Source organism: Streptomyces tendae (genome assembly GCF_014650435.1).
GTDB lineage: Bacteria > Actinomycetota > Actinomycetes > Streptomycetales > Streptomycetaceae > Streptomyces > Streptomyces tendae.
The window spans coordinates 383164-399806 of sequence record NZ_BMUY01000005.1; the positions used below are offsets into that span (position 1 = coordinate 383164).

General features: G+C 74.0%; 19 protein-coding genes. 12 read left to right on the plus strand and 7 right to left on the minus strand.

The features are described from left to right. The first annotated feature begins 1 nt into the window (after position 1). Entirely contained in the window at positions 2-718 is a 717-nt protein-coding gene (bioD, locus tag IE258_RS16540) for a dethiobiotin synthase (protein ID WP_189744164.1), read from the plus strand. A 184-nt stretch (positions 719-902) separates the two neighbouring features. Next, a complete protein-coding gene (locus tag IE258_RS16545) occupies positions 903-1580 on the plus strand; it encodes a class I SAM-dependent methyltransferase (protein ID WP_159324719.1) in 678 nt (225 codons plus the stop codon). Between the two features lie 10 nt (positions 1581-1590). On the opposite strand, the gene IE258_RS16550 is transcribed toward IE258_RS16545, so the two are convergent. Next, positions 1591-1965: a fic family toxin-antitoxin system, toxin component gene (locus tag IE258_RS16550; protein WP_189744166.1), complete on the minus strand. Its 375-nt coding sequence runs from the start codon at positions 1963-1965 to the stop codon at positions 1591-1593. A 19-nt stretch (positions 1966-1984) separates the two neighbouring features. After that, positions 1985-2212 (minus strand): toxin-antitoxin system HicB family antitoxin, encoded by a 228-nt coding sequence (locus IE258_RS16555; protein WP_159324721.1) that lies wholly within the window; start codon positions 2210-2212, stop codon positions 1985-1987. Positions 2213-2330: 118 nt separating this feature from the next. Between IE258_RS16555 and IE258_RS16560 the strand changes: the two genes are divergently transcribed. From IE258_RS16560 to mug, 7 genes are all read left to right on the plus strand, one after another. Then, on the plus strand, positions 2331-3221 hold the full coding sequence (locus IE258_RS16560; RefSeq protein ID WP_189744168.1) for an LLM class F420-dependent oxidoreductase: 891 nt from the start codon (positions 2331-2333) through the stop codon (positions 3219-3221). A gap of 96 nt (positions 3222-3317) precedes the next feature. Continuing rightward, positions 3318-3743 carry a GNAT family N-acetyltransferase gene (locus IE258_RS16565; RefSeq protein WP_189744170.1) on the plus strand — a complete coding sequence of 142 codons (426 nt, stop codon included), beginning with the start codon at positions 3318-3320 and terminating at the stop codon, positions 3741-3743. A gap of 82 nt (positions 3744-3825) precedes the next feature. Beyond that, a complete protein-coding gene (locus IE258_RS16570; RefSeq protein ID WP_189744172.1) occupies positions 3826-5262 on the plus strand; it encodes a hemolysin family protein in 1437 nt (478 codons plus the stop codon). Next, entirely contained in the window at positions 5259-6272 is a 1014-nt protein-coding gene (locus IE258_RS16575) for a hemolysin family protein (RefSeq protein WP_189744174.1), read from the plus strand. Before IE258_RS16570 ends, IE258_RS16575 begins: the two co-directional genes overlap by 4 nt. Before the next feature lie 111 nt (positions 6273-6383). Continuing rightward, a complete protein-coding gene (locus IE258_RS16580) occupies positions 6384-7166 on the plus strand; it encodes an SGNH/GDSL hydrolase family protein (RefSeq protein WP_159324726.1) in 783 nt (260 codons plus the stop codon). 85 nt (positions 7167-7251) lie between these two features. Further along, entirely contained in the window at positions 7252-8694 is a 1443-nt protein-coding gene (gene purB, locus IE258_RS16585; protein WP_189744177.1) for an adenylosuccinate lyase, read from the plus strand. Positions 8695-8714: 20 nt separating this feature from the next. Next, complete coding sequence (gene mug / locus IE258_RS16590) at positions 8715-9254, plus strand: G/U mismatch-specific DNA glycosylase (RefSeq protein WP_189744433.1); 540 nt, start codon at positions 8715-8717, stop codon at positions 9252-9254. Between the two features lie 3 nt (positions 9255-9257). Here mug and IE258_RS16595 read toward each other — a convergent pair whose 3' ends face one another. From IE258_RS16595 to IE258_RS16605, 3 genes are all read right to left on the minus strand, one after another. Continuing rightward, the gene (locus IE258_RS16595) at positions 9258-9698 is read right to left on the minus strand and encodes a hypothetical protein (protein ID WP_189744179.1); all 441 of its coding nucleotides are present in this window, start codon (positions 9696-9698) and stop codon (positions 9258-9260) included. A 67-nt stretch (positions 9699-9765) separates the two neighbouring features. After that, the gene (locus tag IE258_RS16600; protein WP_189744181.1) at positions 9766-10491 is read right to left on the minus strand and encodes an ABC transporter permease; all 726 of its coding nucleotides are present in this window, start codon (positions 10489-10491) and stop codon (positions 9766-9768) included. Then, positions 10488-11414, minus strand: coding sequence for an ATP-binding cassette domain-containing protein (locus IE258_RS16605; RefSeq protein WP_189744187.1), 927 nt, complete (start codon positions 11412-11414; stop codon positions 10488-10490). The genes IE258_RS16600 and IE258_RS16605 overlap by 4 nt, the downstream gene beginning before the upstream one ends. 108 nt (positions 11415-11522) lie before the next feature. On the opposite strand from IE258_RS16605, the gene IE258_RS16610 reads away from it, so the two are divergent. The 3 genes from IE258_RS16610 to IE258_RS16620 all read left to right on the plus strand — a co-directional run bounded on the left by IE258_RS16610 (position 11523) and on the right by IE258_RS16620 (position 14619). Next, positions 11523-12689 carry a sensor histidine kinase gene (locus IE258_RS16610; RefSeq protein ID WP_189744189.1) on the plus strand — a complete coding sequence of 389 codons (1167 nt, stop codon included), beginning with the start codon at positions 11523-11525 and terminating at the stop codon, positions 12687-12689. 14 nt (positions 12690-12703) lie between these two features. Next, positions 12704-13366, plus strand: a complete 663-nt coding sequence (locus IE258_RS16615) for a response regulator transcription factor (protein WP_189744191.1) — start codon at positions 12704-12706, stop codon at positions 13364-13366. 98 nt (positions 13367-13464) lie between these two features. After that, a complete protein-coding gene (locus IE258_RS16620) occupies positions 13465-14619 on the plus strand; it encodes an ROK family transcriptional regulator (protein ID WP_159324733.1) in 1155 nt (384 codons plus the stop codon). Between the two features lie 41 nt (positions 14620-14660). Here the strand turns inward: IE258_RS16620 and IE258_RS16625 are convergent, their stop codons facing one another. Beyond that, complete coding sequence (locus IE258_RS16625; protein ID WP_189744193.1) at positions 14661-15422, minus strand: GntR family transcriptional regulator; 762 nt, start codon at positions 15420-15422, stop codon at positions 14661-14663. 183 nt (positions 15423-15605) lie between these two features. Beyond that, positions 15606-16493 (minus strand): RNA polymerase sigma-70 factor, encoded by an 888-nt coding sequence (locus IE258_RS16630; RefSeq protein WP_189744195.1) that lies wholly within the window; start codon positions 16491-16493, stop codon positions 15606-15608. Between the last annotated feature and the right edge of the window lie 150 nt (positions 16494-16643).

The following is a 16643-nucleotide window of genomic DNA, read 5'->3' on the forward strand; positions in this document are numbered from 1 at the left end:
CATGGCGGTACTGGTGATCACGGGCACGGGCACGGAGGTCGGCAAGACGGTGGTGACCGCCGCCGTCGCCGCCACGGCCCTGGCGGGCGGCCGGTCGGTGGCGGTGCTGAAGGCCGCGCAGACGGGCGTGGGACCGGACGAGGCCGGGGACGCCGAGGAGGTGGCGCGGCTCGCCGGTGAGGTGACGGTCGCCGAAGTGGCGCGGTTCCCCGAGCCGTTGGCGCCCGGGACGGCCGCGCGCCGGGCCGGGCGGGCACCGGTGCGCCCCGGCGAGGTGGCCCAGGCCGCGGCCAAGCTGGCCACCGAGCACGACCTGGTGCTGGTCGAGGGCGCCGGCGGGCTGCTCGTACGCTTCGACGCGGCCGGGGGGACTCTGGCGGACGTCGCCGGTCTCCTGGGCGCACCGGTGCTGGTGGTGACGTCGCCGGGGCTGGGCACCCTGAACACCACGGAGCTGACGGCGCGCGAGCTGCGTTCCCGGGGGCTGGAGCTGCCGGGTCTGGTGATCGGCAGCTGGCCGGGGTCCCCGGACCTCGCCGCCCGCTGCAACCTCGCGGACCTCCCGGACGTGTCCGGCGCCCCTCTCCTCGGTGCCGTGCCCGCCGGAGCGGGGACCCTCGCCCCGGCCGCCTTCCGCTCGGCAGCACCCGGCTGGCTGGCGCCCGCGCTGGACGGCACCTGGGACGCGGACGCCTTCGGCACCCGGCACGGCCCCTGACCGGCCCTCCGGGAGCGCGGGGCCTCAGCCCCCCGCCTCCTCGCCCACCCCGCGCCGACCGGGGAGCGGCGCCGGTCCCCGGGGCCGATCAGGGGGTGCTCCGGGCAAGTCGTCCGCGCGGTGGGTGCGGGGCGGCGATGCGGGGGACAATCGCGGTGAGGCGCCACCTCGTGAGGGAGGTCCCATGCCGTTGCGATCCGTCCGTGCCCGCGGGGTGCCGCGCGACGCCGTGCACCATCCGCTGTTCGCCCGCTACTACGCACGGTTCAGCGTGAGCGCCGAGACCCGGATGGGCATGGCCCGCGTCCGTGAACGACTGCTCGCCGGACTGTCCGGGCGGGTGATCGAGGTCGGCGCCGGCAACGGGCTGAACTTCTCGCACTACCCGGGCACCGTGTCCGAGGTCGTCGCCATCGAACCGGAGCGCGTACTGCGCCGGTTGGCGGTGGAGGCGGGGCAGCGCGCCCGGGTGCCGGTGGACGTGGCGCCGGGCGCGGCGGAGGCCCTGCCGGTCAAGAGCGAGGCGTTCGACGCGGCCGTGGTCTCGCTGGTGCTGTGCAGCGTCCGGGACGTGCCCCGGGCGCTCGCGGAGCTGCGGCGGGTCCTGCGCCCCGGCGCGCAGGTGCGGTTCTTCGAGCACGGCCGGGGCGGCGGGCGGGTGATGACCTTCACCCAGAGCGCCCTGGACCGGACGCTGTGGCCTCCCCTGTCCGGCGGCTGCCACCTGTCCCGCGAGCCGGTGGCCGCGCTGCGGGAGGCGGGGTTCACGCTCGGGCCCTACCGGCGGGTGATGATGCCGGAGAACGGGCCGGCCCTGCCGAGTTCGTACTGCGTCCTGGGCACGGCCTGGCGGCCGTCCTGACGCGGCGCGGTCACCCGGTCCAGCCGCGCAGTTCGTCCGCAATCTCGTCGACCGACGCCTCGCCCTTCTTCACCAGCAGCGCGAGATCCCGCACCCGCTCGGGCGTGGTGGCGACCTCCACCCCGCTGGCGACCAGGTAGGCGTAGGCGACCGCGGAGGCGAACAGGGCGTTGGAGCGCTCCAGCGCCGGGACGTGGATCAGCAGCTGGAGCAGCGCGGCGGCGCGGGCGTGCGGGGTGTCGTAGACGGGCGTGTCGAATATCTCTGCCCGGTGGCGGGCGACGGCGGCGACGAGCGCTCCCCAGTCGGTGACCTGCGGATCACCGGGAGTGCGCTGCTCGGCGAGCATCAGCAGCCAGGCGAGATCGATGGTGAGGTCGTTCATGCGGTACGCGTGCGACGGCTCAGCGGCTGCCCTCGCCGATCTCCTCGGCGAACACCTTCTCGTACTGCCGCATGAAGTCGGCGGCGGCCTCGACGAAGGTGCGGCCGGCCTCGCCGGTGTCCTGCCGGACCAGTTCCTCGATGTAGCGGTTGACGCTCAGCCCCCGGGCCAGGGCCTTCTCCCGAGCCGCCCGGGCGGTGCCCTCGTCCACCCGGACGTTCAGCTGGGCCTTCTGGGTCTTCGCCATACCTAGAAGCTAGCGCCGGAACGCTAGCAGCGGCAAGGCCGCCCGGCGTCTTCCTGTTCCGGCCGCGGGAGTGATTGACTCGCCGTGACCGGAAGTCCCCCGTGCGTGAGGAGAGTTCATGCCGCGCCCGTTCCGCTTCGGCGTCAACCTGATGAGCGCCGCCCCGGCAGACGAGTGGGACGCCAAGTGCCGACGGGCCGAGGAGCTCGGCTACGACGTGATCCTGGTGCCGGACCACCTCGGCATGCCGGCGCCGTTCCCTGCCCTGGTCGCCGCGGCCCGGGCCACCGAACGGCCCCGGCTGGGCACGTTCGTGCTCAACGCCGGCTTCTGGAACCCGGCGCTGCTGGCCCGGGAGGTGGCGACCACCGACGCCCTGACCGGCGGGCGGCTGGAACTCGGGCTCGGCACCGGCTACGTACGCGCGGAACACGACGCCGCAGAACTGGCCTTCGGCTCACCCGGCGAGCGGGTGGACCACCTGCGGCGCACCGTCGAGGAGCTGGAGCGGCTGCTGGGCGACGAGGAGCACCTGCCCCGGCCCGTGCAGCGCCCCGGGGTGCCGCTGCTGATCGGCGCGAACGGCGACCGGATGCTGGAGCTGACCGCCCGGCACGCCGACATCGCCGCGTTCACCGGCGGACGCACCGTGCGGGGCAGCGCGACGGGACAGCTGGCGCCGATCACCGCCGAGGAGCTCGACGAGCGCGTCGCCCGGTACCGGGAGCTCGCCGCCGGCCGCAAGGAGCCGGCGGAGCTGAACCTGCTCATCCAGATGGTCGCGGTCACGCAGGACCGCGAGTCCGCCGTCCGGCCCTACCTGGAGCGCATCCCCCACCTCACCCCGGAGCAGGTGCTGGAGCTGCCCATCCTGCTGGCCGGGACCCTGGAGCGGATCACCGCACAGGTGCGGGCGCAGCGCGAGCGGTACGGCTTCACCTACCTGACGGTGCTGGAGCCGTTCATGGAGGCATTCGCGCCGGTGCTGCGGGCCCTGCGCGAGGACTGACCACGCCGCGCGCCGGGGCCGCGAGGCCGCGCGCCGTGCCGGTCCGCATGCCGGAATCACCGCACGGGGGCCCGGCCCTCGTGGTGGGATCGCGGCATGACCGATCTGCGCATACGGCCCGGTGGGCCGAAGGACCTGGACGCCGTGCTGGCCTTCTGGAAGACGGCCGCCGAGGGGACGAGCATCAGCGACGACCGGGAAGGGGTGGAGCGCCTGGTGGAGCGCGACCCGGAGGCGCTGCTCCTGGCCGAGCGCGACGGGGAGCTGGTCGGCACGGTGATCGCGGGCTTCGACGGCTGGCGCTGCCATCTGTACCGGCTGGCGGTGCACCCGGACCACCGGCGCCGGGGCATCGGCTCCGCCCTGCTCGCCGCGGCCGACGAGCGCTTCGTCCGGCTCGGCGGGCGCCGCGGGGACGCGATGGTGCTGGTGCGCAACGAGCGGGCCCAGCATGCCTGGCGGGCCGCCGGGTACGAGCCGCAGGAGCAGTGGCGGCGCTGGGTGAAGCACCTCACCGACTGAGCGCCCGCGAGGCGAAAGGTTGAAAGCTTGAACATCGGGCGAACCACCGGCTCCTGGCCGATCATGGATCCGAGGTGACCCGATGACCGAAGTGCTCCTGCTGCTGGTGGCGATCCTGCTCTCGCTCTTGTGCGGCGCCTTCGTCGCGGCCGAGTTCTCGCTGACCACCGTGGAACGCGGTGAGCTGGAGCGCGCGGCGGAGCGGGGCGAGCGGGGTGCGGCGAGCGCCCTCAAGGGCGTACGCAACCTGACCTTCCAGCTCTCCGGGGCCCAGCTCGGCATCACGGTCACCAACCTGGTCGTCGGCATGCTCGCCGAACCCTCGGTCGCGGCGCTGATCGCGGGGCCGCTGGAGGACCTCGGGGTGTCGCGTTCGGCGGCGTCCTCCCTGGCGCTGGTGCTGGGCACCGCCCTGTCGACGGTCTTCCTGATGATCGTCGGCGAGCTGGTGCCGAAGAACTGGGCGATCTCCTCGCCCCTGGCCGTGGCCAAACGGGTGGGCGGCCCGCAACGCTGGTTCAGCGCCGTCTTCCGGCCCTTCATCACCCACCTCAACAACACCGCCAACCGCGTCGTGCGCCGCTTCGGTGTGGAGCCCGCCGAGGAACTGGCGTCCGCGCGCGGGCCGCAGGAGCTGGCGGCGCTCGCCCGGCACTCCGCCAAGGAGGGCGCGCTGGAGCCCGACACCGCCGAGCTGTTCGTGCGCACGCTGAACCTGGCCGACCTGACGGCGCAGCAGGTGATGACCCCGCGCGTCCAGGTCGTGGCCCTCGACGCCCGGGCGACGTGCGAGGACGTGGCGAACGCGACGCGGGCGACGGGACTGTCCCGGTTCCCGGTCTACCGGGACAGCCTCGACGCCGTGGTCGGGACCGCGCACGTCAAGGACGTGCTGGCGGTGCCCGCCGAGCGGCGGCCCGGGATGCCGGTCGCCGACCTGATGCGCGAACCGCTGCTCGTCCCCGAGTCGCTGACCGTGGACCGGCTCCTGGACCGGCTCTCGGGGCGGCGCACGATGGCCGTGGTGATCGACGAGTACGGCGGTACGGCGGGGGTGGCCACGCTGGAGGACATCGTCGAGGAGGTCGTCGGCCAGGTGCGGGACGAGCACGATCCGCACGAGACGCCCGACCTGGACCCGGCCGGCACGGACGAGGCGGGGCACGCGCTGTACTGGGCGGACGGCTCCGCGCGCGTGGACCGGCTGGAACGGCTGGGGCTGCGGGTTCCCGAGGGACCGTACGAGACGGTGGCGGGGCTGGTCGCGGCGGGTCTCGGGCACATCCCCGTGGTGGGCGACAGTCTCGACGTCGCGGGCTGGCGGCTGGACGTGGTCGACGCCACGGGGCGCAGGGCCGCCCGGGTGCTGATGCACGCACCTCTCGACGACGCGGACGACGCGGACAACGCGGCCGACTCGGACGGCGCGATCGACGGGGCCGACGGGACCGGTCGGCCGGACGCCGGTCCAGGCGACGGGTCAGGCGAGGCGGAGGACGAAGGGGAGGCCGGCCGGTGACCGCCGTACAGCTGCTGATCGGTCTGGCGACCCTGGTCGTCAACGCGTTCTTCGTGGGCGCCGAGTTCGCGCTGATCTCCGTGCGCCGCAGCCAGGTGGAGCCGTACGCCGAAGAGGGTGACGCCCGGGCGAAGCGGGTGCTGTGGGGCCTGGAGCACGTGTCGGCGCTGCTGGCGGCGGCGCAGCTGGGCATCACGCTGTGCACGCTGGTCCTCGGCGTGGTCGCGGAACCGGCGATCGCGCATCTGCTGGAGCCGGTGTTCCACGCGGTGGGCGTGCCGTCGGGCGCCGGGCACGCGGTGTCCTTCGTGATCGCCCTCGCGCTGGCGACGTACCTGCACATGCTGCTCGGCGAGATGGTGCCGAAGAACATCGCGCTGGCCGAGCCGGTGCGCAGCGCGCTGGTCCTCGGGCCGCCGCTGGTGGCGCTGTCCCGGGCGTTGCGTCCGGTGATCTTCACGGTCAACGCCTTCGCGAACGGGCTGCTCAAGCTGCTCAGGGTGGAGGCCAAGAACGAGGTGGCGGCGACGTTCACGGACGCGGAGCTGGCGGAGATCGTCAAGGACGCCGGTGAGGCGGGGCTGATCGACGACCGGGCCAGGGAGCGGCTGCGCGACGCCCTGGAGCTGGGCCGCCGGCCGGTGCGGGACGTGGTGCTGCCGCTGGAGCGCGTCGTGCACGCGCGCGTGGGCATCACCCCGGAGCAGTTGGAGCGGCTGTCGGTGCAGTCGGGGTTCTCCCGCTTCCCGGTGGTGGACGACGGGCGGCGGATCGTCGGCTACCTGCACGTGAAGGACGCCCTGGACGCCTCGCCGCGGGACGTGCCGTTCCGCCTGCGGGACATGCGGCCCATCGCCCGGGTCCGCGAACGAACCCCGCTGGACGACGTACTGACCGCCATGCGGCGCAGCCGCACGCACCTGACGGCGGTCCTGGGCTCCGACGGGCGGCTGGCCGGACTGGTGACGATGGAGGACGTCCTGCGGGAGCTGTTCGGGCAACGGGCGTGAGCCCTTCGCGCCCCGAGCGCCCCGAGCGCCCGAGTGCCCCGCGCGCCCGGGCCGGCGCCCCGGAGGGCGACCGACCGGCGGGTATGTGCAGGGGATAGCATTTCCGTCGCCATGCAGACGAACCCCACGTACACCAGTCTCGTCGCTGTCGGCGACTCCTTCACCGAGGGCATGTCGGACCTGCTGCCCGACGGCTCCTACCGGGGCTGGGCCGACCTGCTCGCCGCACGGATGGCGGCCCGCTCCCCCGGCTTCCGGTACGCCAACCTCGCGGTGCGCGGCAAGCTGATCGGACAGATCGTCGACGAGCAGGTGGACGTGGCCGCGGCCATGGGCGCCGACGTGATCACACTGGTCGGCGGGCTCAACGACACACTGCGGCCCAAGTGCGACATGGCCCGGGTGCGGGACCTGCTCACGCAGGCGGTGGAACGGCTGGCGCCGCACTGCGAGCAGCTCGTGCTGATGCGCAGTCCCGGTCGCCAGGGTCCCGTGCTGGAGCGGTTCCGGCCACGCATGGAGGCGCTGTTCGCGATCATCGACGACCTGTCCGCGCGGCACGGCGCCGTGGTCGTGGACCTGTACGGCGCCCGGTCGCTGGCCGATCCGCGCCTGTGGGACGTGGACCGGCTGCACCTGACCGCCGAGGGGCACCGCCGGGTCGCCGAGGCCGTGTGGCAGTCGCTCGGTTACGAGCCCGAGGACCCCGAGTGGCACGCGCCGGTCCCGCCGACGCCGCCACCGGGCTGGACGGCGCGCAGGACCGCCGACGTGCGGTTCGCCCGGCAGCACCTGCTGCCCTGGATAGGCCGCCGGCTGACCGGCCGCTCGTCCGGGGACGGCCTGCCGCCCAAGCGCCCGGACCTGCTCCCCTACGAGGACCCGGCGCGGTGATCCCCGGGCGCCGCGCGCCTTCGTAGGTTCCGACGAACAGCCCCGCGGCGCCGACCTGCACGAATCGCCAGTAGAATCGGTCCACGTGACTTCCGCTCCCGCCAAGCCCCGCATCCCGAACGTCCTCGCCGGACGCTACGCCTCCGCCGAGCTCGCCACGCTCTGGTCGCCCGAGCAGAAGGTGAAGCTGGAGCGGCAGCTCTGGCTCGCCGTGCTGCGTGCCCAGAAGGACCTGGGCATCGAGGTGCCCGACGCCGCGATCGCCGACTACGAGCGTGTCCTCGACCAGGTCGACCTGGCCTCCATCGCCGAGCGCGAGAAGGTCACTCGGCACGACGTGAAGGCGCGGATCGAGGAGTTCAACGACCTCGCCGGGCACGAGCACGTGCACAAGGGCATGACCTCCCGCGACCTCACGGAGAACGTCGAGCAGCTGCAGGTCCGGCAGTCGCTGGAGCTGATCCGCGACCGTTCGGTGGCCGTGGCGGCCCGCCTCGGCAAGCTGGCCGGCGAGTACGCCGAGCTGGTGATGGCAGGCCGCTCGCACAACGTGGCCGCGCAGGCCACGACGCTGGGCAAGCGGTTCGCCACCGCCGCCGACGAGCTGCTGGTCGCCCACGGCCGGGTGGAGGAGCTGCTCGGCCGCTACCCGCTGCGCGGCATCAAGGGCCCGGTCGGCACCGCCCAGGACATGCTGGACCTGCTCGGCGGCGACGCGGGCAGGCTCGCCGAGCTGGAGCGGCGGATCGCCGGGCACCTGGGCTTCTCGCAGTCCTTCACCTCGGTCGGCCAGGTCTATCCGCGCTCCCTGGACTACGAGGTGGTCACCGCGCTGGTGCAGCTGGCGGCGGCGCCGTCCTCGCTGGCCAAGACCATCCGGCTGATGGCCGGGCACGAGCTGGTCACCGAGGGCTTCAAGCCCGGCCAGGTCGGCTCGTCCGCGATGCCGCACAAGATGAACACCCGCTCCTGCGAGCGCGTCAACGGCCTGATGGTGATCCTGCGCGGCTACGCCTCGATGACCGGTGAGCTGGCGGGCGACCAGTGGAACGAGGGCGACGTGTCCTGCTCCGTGGTGCGCCGCGTGGCCCTCCCCGACGCGTTCTTCGCCCTCGACGGGCTGCTGGAGACCTTCCTGACCGTGCTCGACGAGTTCGGTGCCTTCCCGGCCGTCGTGGCCCGCGAGCTGGACCGCTACCTTCCGTTCCTGGCCACCACCAAGGTGCTGATGGGCGCGGTGCGCGCCGGGGTCGGCCGCGAGGTCGCGCACGAGGCCATCAAGGAGCACGCGGTCGCCTCCGCGCTGGCCATGCGCGAGCAGGGCGCCGAGCGCAACGAGCTGCTGGACAAGCTGGCCGCCGACGATCGCATCCCGCTGGACCGTGCCGCCCTGGACGCTCTGATGGCCGACAAGCTCTCCTTCACCGGTGCGGCGGCCGACCAGGTCGGTGCCGTCGTCGGCCGGATCGAGGAGATCGTCAAGCAGCACCCGGAGGCCGCCGGATACACCCCCGGGGCGATCCTCTGACCCGCTTCACCCGGGCCGAGCTGGAGGCCGCCCGCGACCGTCTCGTACCGGACGTCGTCGCGGACGGCCTCCGCGTGCTGTTCTGCGGCATCAACCCCGGTCTGATGACGGCGGTGACGGGCCACCACTTCGCCCGTCCCGGCAACCGCTTCTGGCCGGTCCTGCACCTGTCGGGGTTCACACCGAGGCTGCTGAAGCCGTCGGAGCAGGGCGAGTTGCCCGCGTACGGACTGGGCATCACGAACGTGGTGGCGCGGGCCAGCGCGCGGGCGGACGAGCTGACCGCCGAGGAGTACCGGGAGGGCGGCCGGCTGCTGGCGCGGAAGGTGGCGCGGCTGCGGCCCGGTTGGCTGGCGGTCGTGGGTGTCACCGCCTACCGGGCGGCGTTCGACGAGCCGAAGGCCCGGGTGGGTCCGCAGGAGCGGACCTTCGGGAGCACGCGGGTGTGGGTGCTGCCCAATCCCAGCGGGCTCAACGCGCACTGGACGGCGCAGACGATGGCGGAGGAGTTCGCCCGGTTGCGGGTCGCGGCGGAGCCACGGTCGCAGGCGCAGGCGTGACGGTCACGGTGGTGCCTCCTGGGTGACCACCGCCAGCAGCCGCACCTCGTCCGTCTCGTCGCGGTCGGCGACGGCCACCGCGACCCAGCGGCCGGTGCCGGCGGCCTCCCAGACGTACGCCGCGCGGGCGCCGGCGCTCAGGCCGGCCCACGGCTCGGGTATCTCCTCCCGCTCGGTCCGCAGCAGGACCGTCTGCAGGTTGACGGGGTCCGTCTCGCCCCAGCGCGGGGCGAGTCGCTCGTAGAGGGCGTCCCGGTCCTTCTCGTACTGCTCGATGGTCGCCGCCCGCTCCCCCGGGTCACGGCCGCTCAGGCCGCGGCTGCTCTCCAGCACCGCCGTGAAGTGCCCGGGAGCCGCGGTGCCCCCGTCCGACGGGCCGTGCTCCGCCGGGAAGGGCCGGAAGCACAGCTCGTCGACGAGGGCGAGGTGCCGCGCGATGTTCATGGGTCCAGTAAACCCGCCGCCACTGACAATTGGCGGGGCGTCAGCCGCCGCCGCGTTCGGCCGGTGGTCAGGCGTCGCGGCGGCGCAGCCGCCAGAATCCGCCGAGGAGGGCGACCACGGCCCACAGCGCGGTCACCGTGAGCCCCGTCCAGGGTCCCAGGGTCCCGTCGTACGTCCGGTACAGGACGATCTGGCCGGCCTTGTCCGGCAGGAAGTCGGCGACGGTGCCCGCCGCGTCCCCGATCACGAAGGAGACGACGAGGATGAACGGGATCAGGGTGGACAGGGTGGCCACGCCACTGCGGAACAGGGCGGTGAGCCCGGCCGCGAACAGGGCCATGAGCATGAGGTAGACGCCGCAGCCGACGACGCCCCTGACCTGCTCGCCGACGGTGAGTGCGTCCGCCGCCGTGCCGAGACCCGCACGCGCGGCGAGCAGGGCGGCGAGTGCGGTGACCAGCCCCACCCCGAGGGCCGGTACGGCGACGACCACCAGCTTCGCCGCGAACCACCGCCCCCGCTGCGGAACCGCGGCCAGGGTGAGCCGGATCCCGTTGCCCTGGTACTCGCTGGAGACGACGACGGCTCCGTAGGCGACGGCCGCGATCTGGCCCGGCATCACTCCGGACAGGGCCATGAACAGCGGGTCGAAGTCCGGGTCGGAGGTGTCGGACACCCCCGCCAGTGCGGAGAAGGCCGTGGTGACGGCGAACAGGGCCAGCAGGGTGCCGCACAGCGAGCGCAGCGTGAGCACCTTGAGCGCCTCGGCGCGCAGGACGGGCGTGAGGTTCATCGTCGGGCCTCCTTGGGCTGTGCGGCGAACTCGGTCTCGGCGGCGGTCAGGTCGAGGTATGCCTGTTCCAGCGTGCCTTCGTCCGAGGCCAGTTCGAGGACGGGCACACCCGCGCCGGACACGATCCGGCCGATGTCGTCCACGCGCGCGTGCTGCACGGTCCAGTACCCGTCGTCGTGCTCCACGGCGTCGTGGCCGTGCCGGGCGAGTGCGGCTTTCAGAGCGGTCGCGTCCGACGTCCGCACACGGACCCGTGGCCGCACGCGCGCGTCGATGAAGTCCCGCATCGGCGTGTCGGCCAGCAGGCGGCCCCGGCCGAGGACGACCAGGTGGTCGGCGAAGGACGCGGTCTCGTTCATCAGGTGACTGGAGACCAGGACCGTGCGCCCCTCGGCCGCCATCCGGCGCAGCAGTTCGCGGATCCAGATGATGCCCTCGGGGTCCAGCCCGTTGGACGGCTCGTCCAGCATCACCACTTCGGGATCGCCCAGCAACGCGGCGGCGATGCCCAGCCGCTGGCGCATGCCCAGGGAGAACGCCTTCACCCGGCTGCGGGCCACGGACGCGATGCCCGTCTCCTCCATCACCTCGTCGACCCGCCGCGCGGGGACGCGGTTGCTCGCCGCCAGGACACGCAGGTGGTTCCGGGCGGTGCGCGAGCCGTGGGCGGCGTCCGCGTCGAGCAGGGCGCCGACGTGCCGCAACGGCTCGTGGAGCGTGGTGTACGCGCGTCCGCCGACGGTCGCGGTCCCGGAGGTGGCCCGGTCCAGACCCAGGACGAGCCGCATGGTGGTGGACTTGCCGGCGCCGTTGGGGCCGAGGAAGCCGGTGACGTGGCCGGGACGCACCGTGAAGGTGAGGTCGTCGACGGCTCGCCGGGTGCCGTACTCCTTGGTGAGGTTGTGGACGTCGATGGTGGTCATGGCAGCAGCGTGCCGGTCGGGGCGGGGCGTTGGCCTCCCCCGCCGGTGGAGACCGCCTCCCCCGCGCGGGGGAGGCCCGGTGTCGGTGGCGGCTGACACGATGGGCGCATGGTCGGCTTGCTGCGCCCGTTCGGCCGGGCGGTGACGTACACACGATGGCTGCATCTGTTCATGGCCGTGGTGTGGCCGGCCATGTGGATCTTCGTCGACGAGCCGTGGGCCTTCGCGTCGGTGGTGCCGCTGGCGCTCGCCGGTCTGCTGCCCTGGATGCGGGTGGTCGAGGGCGTACAGGCCAGGCTGCTGCTGACCGGCCGCCGGCCGGACGAGGCGAACCCGGACATCGTCGTGGCGCCGTCCGTGACCTGGGCCGACCGCGGACGCACGGTCGTGTGGCTGGAGGCTCGCCTGCTCATCGGCTCCTGTGTCGCGATGCTCACGGTGCAGTTGCCCGTCCTCGCCGTCGATCTGGTGAACGCTGCGCGGGGCGGCCAGCAGGGGCACGGCTCGTACGTCCCCCTCACCGGAGAGCACTGGTGGTACGGCCTGCTCGCGCCGCTGCCGCTCCTGCTGCTCCCGGCGGTCGTCGTCGGCTCCGGGGAGCTGATCACCCGGCTCGCCCGCCGCCTCCTGGGACCGTCCGCCGCCGAGCGGCTCACCGCCCTGGAGGAACGCACCGAGCAACTCCTGGAACGCAACCGCATCGCCCGCGAGCTGCACGACTCCATCGGCCACGCGCTGACCGTGGCCGTCGTCCAGGCGGGGGCCGCCCGCGCGGCGAACAGCCCGGAGTTCACCGGCCGGGCCCTGACGGCGATCGAGGAGACGGGCCGGGCCGCGCTGGAGGACCTGGAGCGGGTGCTCGGCGTCCTGCGGGAGGCGGAGCGGCCGGTGAGCGCGCGGCCCACGCTCGTGGACGCCGACCGTCTCCTGGAGTCCGCCCGTGCCTCGGGCGCCAAGGTCGACGCCGAGGTCACCGGCCCGCTGGAGACCCTGCCGGGTCCGGTCTCGCGCGAGGGCTACCGCATCCTGCAGGAGGCGCTGACCAATGTGCTGCGGCACGCGGGTGCCGTGCCGACCCGGGTGCGGGTCGGGGTCGCGGACGGCGCGCTCACTCTGGAGGTGCGCAACCCGTTGCCGGACGGGAGGGCCGCGCCCGGTCGCGGCAGCGGACTGCGCGGGATACGCGAGCGGGCCGCGCTGCTGGGCGGGCGGGCGCGCACGGGCCCGGACGGTGCCGGAGACTGGGAGGTACGCGTCGAGCTGCCACCGGGCTGATCTAGGCTGGCCGGATGCCGGTCAGAGTGCTCCTCGTCGACGACGAACCCCTGGTCCGCGCCGGTCTGCGGGCGGTGCTGGAGGCGCAGCCGGACATGGCGGTGGTCGGTGAGGCGGCCGACGGGGCCGCGGTCATTCCGCTGGTGCGGCAGACGCGCCCGGACGTGGTCGCCATGGACGTCCGGATGCCGTTGCTGGACGGCATCGAGGCCACGCGCGCGTTGCTGCGGACGGTGACGGACCCGCCGAAGATCCTCGTGGTGACGACCTTCGAGAACGACGAGTACGTGTACGAGGCGCTGCGCGCGGGAGCCGACGGGTTCCTGCTGAAGCGGGCCCGGCCGGCCGAGATCGTGCACGCGGTGCGGCTGATCGCCGAGGGCGAGTCGCTGCTGTTCCCGGCCTCGGTGCGGCAGTTGGCCGCCGAGTACGGGGACGGCGGCGGGAACCGCGCGGCCCGCGCCGCGTTGGAGCGCGCCCGGCTGACCGAGCGGGAGGGCGAGGTGCTGCGGCTGATGGCGCGGGGGTTGTCGAACGCGGAGATCGCCGCGCGGCTGGTGGTCGGCACGGAGACGGTGAAGTCGCATGTGAGCGCCGTACTGGCGAAGCTGGGGGCGCGGGACCGCACCCAGGCGGTGATCACGGCGTACGAGTCGGGGTTCGTGGCGCCCGGGTGAGGACGCCTCGCGGACCGGAAGCGGAGACCGCAACTCGCCGGGGTCCGGCGGGCCGAGTACCATCCGGCCAACACGCGCACGAGCTGGGAGGACGGACCTTGGCAGGCCTGACCGGCGGGGACCCTTCACTGTTGCGGAGGATCAATTCCGCCGTGGTGCTGCACGCGTTGCGTGCGACGGACTCCGCGACGCTGACCGAGATCACCCGGGTGACGGGGCTGTCCCGGCCGACCGTCGAGGGGGTCGTCGAGGGGCTGATCGAGGCCGGCCTGGTCGTCGAGGCGGCCGCCGACGAGGGCACGGCCCGGCGGCAGGGGCGGCCCGCGCGGCGGTTCCGGTTCCGGGCCGAGGCGGGACACCTGCTGGGCCTGGAGATCGGCCCGCACCGCGTCGCCGCGCTCCTGTCCGACCTGGACGGCCGGGTGATCGGCGCCCAGGCCAAGGACGTGGACGAGAACGCGCCGGCCGACGAGCGGCTGGAGCGGCTGCGCACGGCCGTGGCCGAGCTGCTGCGCCGGGCCGGTGTGGCGCGCGGCTCACTGCGGGCGGTCGGCGCGGCCACGCCCGGCATCGTCGAGGCGGACGGCACGGTGCGCCTGGGCACGGCGCTGCCCGGCTGGACGGGTCTCGGCCTGGGTGAGCGGCTGAGCCGTTCCTTCAAGTGCCCGGTGCTGGTGGAGAACGACGCGAACGCGGCGGCGGTGGCCGAGCACTGGAAGGGCGCCGCCACCGAGTGCGACGACATCGTGTTCGTGCTGGCCGGGCTCAGTCCCGGGGCGGGGGCGCTGATCGGCGGGCGGCTGCACCGGGGGTACGGCGGGGCGGCCGGCGAGATCGGCGCGCTGCACCTGCTGGGCCGGGACGTGACGCCGGAGACGCTGCTGTCCACCACGGACCAGCCGCTGCACCCGCTGGACGAGCAGGCGGTGGCCAAGGTCTTCGCCGAGGCCCGCGAGGGCGACGAGCGGGCCCGCGCGGCCGTCGAGCGTTTCATACAGCGGCTGGTGCACGATGTGGCGGCGCTGGCGCTGGCGCTCGATCCGGAGATGGTCGTCATCGGCGGCTGGGCGGCCGGGCTCGACGGTGTGCTGGAGCCCTTGCGCCGGGAGCTGGCCCGCTACTGCCTGCGTCCGCCGCGCGTGGCGCTGTCGCTGCTCGGCGAGGCCGCGGTGGCGACGGGTGCGCTGCGGCTCGCCCTCGACCATGTGGAGGAGCAGTTGTTCGCGGTCGAGGGCGCGACGGCCCGCCGCTGACCCGCGGGCCGCGGTGGGGCGCCGCGGCGGGGGCGGGCCGGTCAGGAGGCCCGGGTCTCGGGGCCGTGGTGGATCTCCACGTCGCCGGAGTCGCCGAACGTCAGCCGGCAGGTGTCCGCGCGGTAGGTGGCGACGGAGAGGGCGGCGGTGCGGCCCTCGGCGAGGTAGCGGGTGGTGACCACGAGGACGGGCGCGCCCGGGAGACGGTCCAGCTCCTTCGCGTCGTCCGCGCCGGCCGAGCCCAGCTCGACGGAGCTCTCCTGCCGCTCCAGGTCCCCGCGCTGCAGCTCGCGCAGGACGGCGCGCGCGCGTGCGGGGCCCGAGGGTGCGTCGATGGCGGTGAGGTCGGGCACCGACGACGACGGGACGTAGAGCAGTTCCGCGGCGACGGGCTGCCCGTGGCTCACCCGGGAGCGGCGGACGGTGTGGACCGGCTCGTCGCGGTCCGTCTCCAGCGCGTCGGCCACGGCGGCGGGGGGTGCCGCGAGGTGGCAGTCGGCCGGTTGCCAGGCGTCGTCGGCCGCTCCGGGCCAGGCGTGGTCCCGGGTGCCGACGGCCACGCCGACGCGCGGCGGGGCCACGGTCGTGCCGACGCCGCGGCGGCGCTGGAGCCGGCCCTCCAGCTCCAGCTGCTCCAGGGCCTGGCGCAGGGTCGCGCGGGCGACGCCGAAGCGGGCGGCGAGGTCGCGTTCGTTGGGCAGGATCTCGCCCACCTCGAACTCCGAGTCCAGGGCCTCGCTGAGCACGGTCCTGAGGTGCCAGTACTTCGGCTCCGGCACCGATTCCAACTGCGTGGTCCCCACCCTGTCCTCCGCAATCGCCGTGGTCCGGCGGCGTTTTGACGCCCTTGTTTATTAAAGGTTGTTGCAGTTCTCTGCGACCATAAAACGCGCCACCCCCTTGGTCAAGACCAATCCCGCGCACAGAACGGCCCCGGCCCCCGTCGCGGGACGGGTACCGGGGCCGTGAGCCTCCTCGGGGGCTGGCTAGGGGATGTCGGCCAGGGATGCCAGTTTGTCCGGGTTGCGGATGATGTAAACGGCCTGGATGCGGCCCTCGGCGACGTCCACCTGGAGGACGGAGTCGGGCTTGCCGCCGGAGCGGACCAGCAGGGCGGGGCCGCCGTTGAGCTCCAGGAAGTGGAAGGTGGCGTCGGGAATGCCCTGCTGGGCGACGGCGAACAGGAAGCGGCCCACCTTGTCGGCGCTCTCCAGGACCCGCAACGGCGCCCTGGACCTGCCGCCGCTGTCCCCCACCAGCCGGACGTCCGGCGCGAGCGTCGCCAGCAGACCGGCCAGGTCGCCCTCGGCCGCGGCGGCGAGGAAGCGCTCGGTGAGGTCGCGGCGCTGGGCCGGGTCGACGTCGTAGCGGGGGCGCCGCTCGTCGACGTGCTTGCGGGCGCGTCCGGCGAGCTGGCGCACCGCGGCCTCGCCGCGCTCCAGCATGGCGGCGATCTCCGCGTACGGGTAGCCGAACGCCTCCCTGAGGACGAACACCGCCCGCTCCAGCGGCGACAGCGACTCCAGGACGACGAGGACGGCCAGGGACACGGAGTCGGCGAGGACGGCCCGCTCGGCGGTGTCCGGCACGGCGTCGCCGAAGTCGGTGACGTAGGGCTCGGGCAGCCACGGGCCGACGTACGTCTCGCCGCGCGACTTGACCTGGCGCAGCCGGTCGACGGCGAGGCGGGTGGTGACGCGCACCAGGTAGCCCCGGGGCTCGCGCACGGTGGAGCGGTCGGCGCCGGACCAGCGCAGCCACGCCTCCTGGACTACGTCCTCCGCGTCGGCCAGGCGGCCCAGCATGCGGTAGGCGACGCCCAGGAGGACGGGCCGGTGCTCTTCGAAGACGTCGGTCGCGGTGTCGGTGGTCACCCCACCATCCCAGCGGACGCGTCCGGTGGTGTCCAGACGGAATCGCTCGTACCCGGCACCGGGGCTACCCGTCGGTAGCCATTGCTGACAAGCTGTCTACCCGACGCCATCGCACGCGCGTTCCCGGAACACCCGTTCCCGACAAGGAGC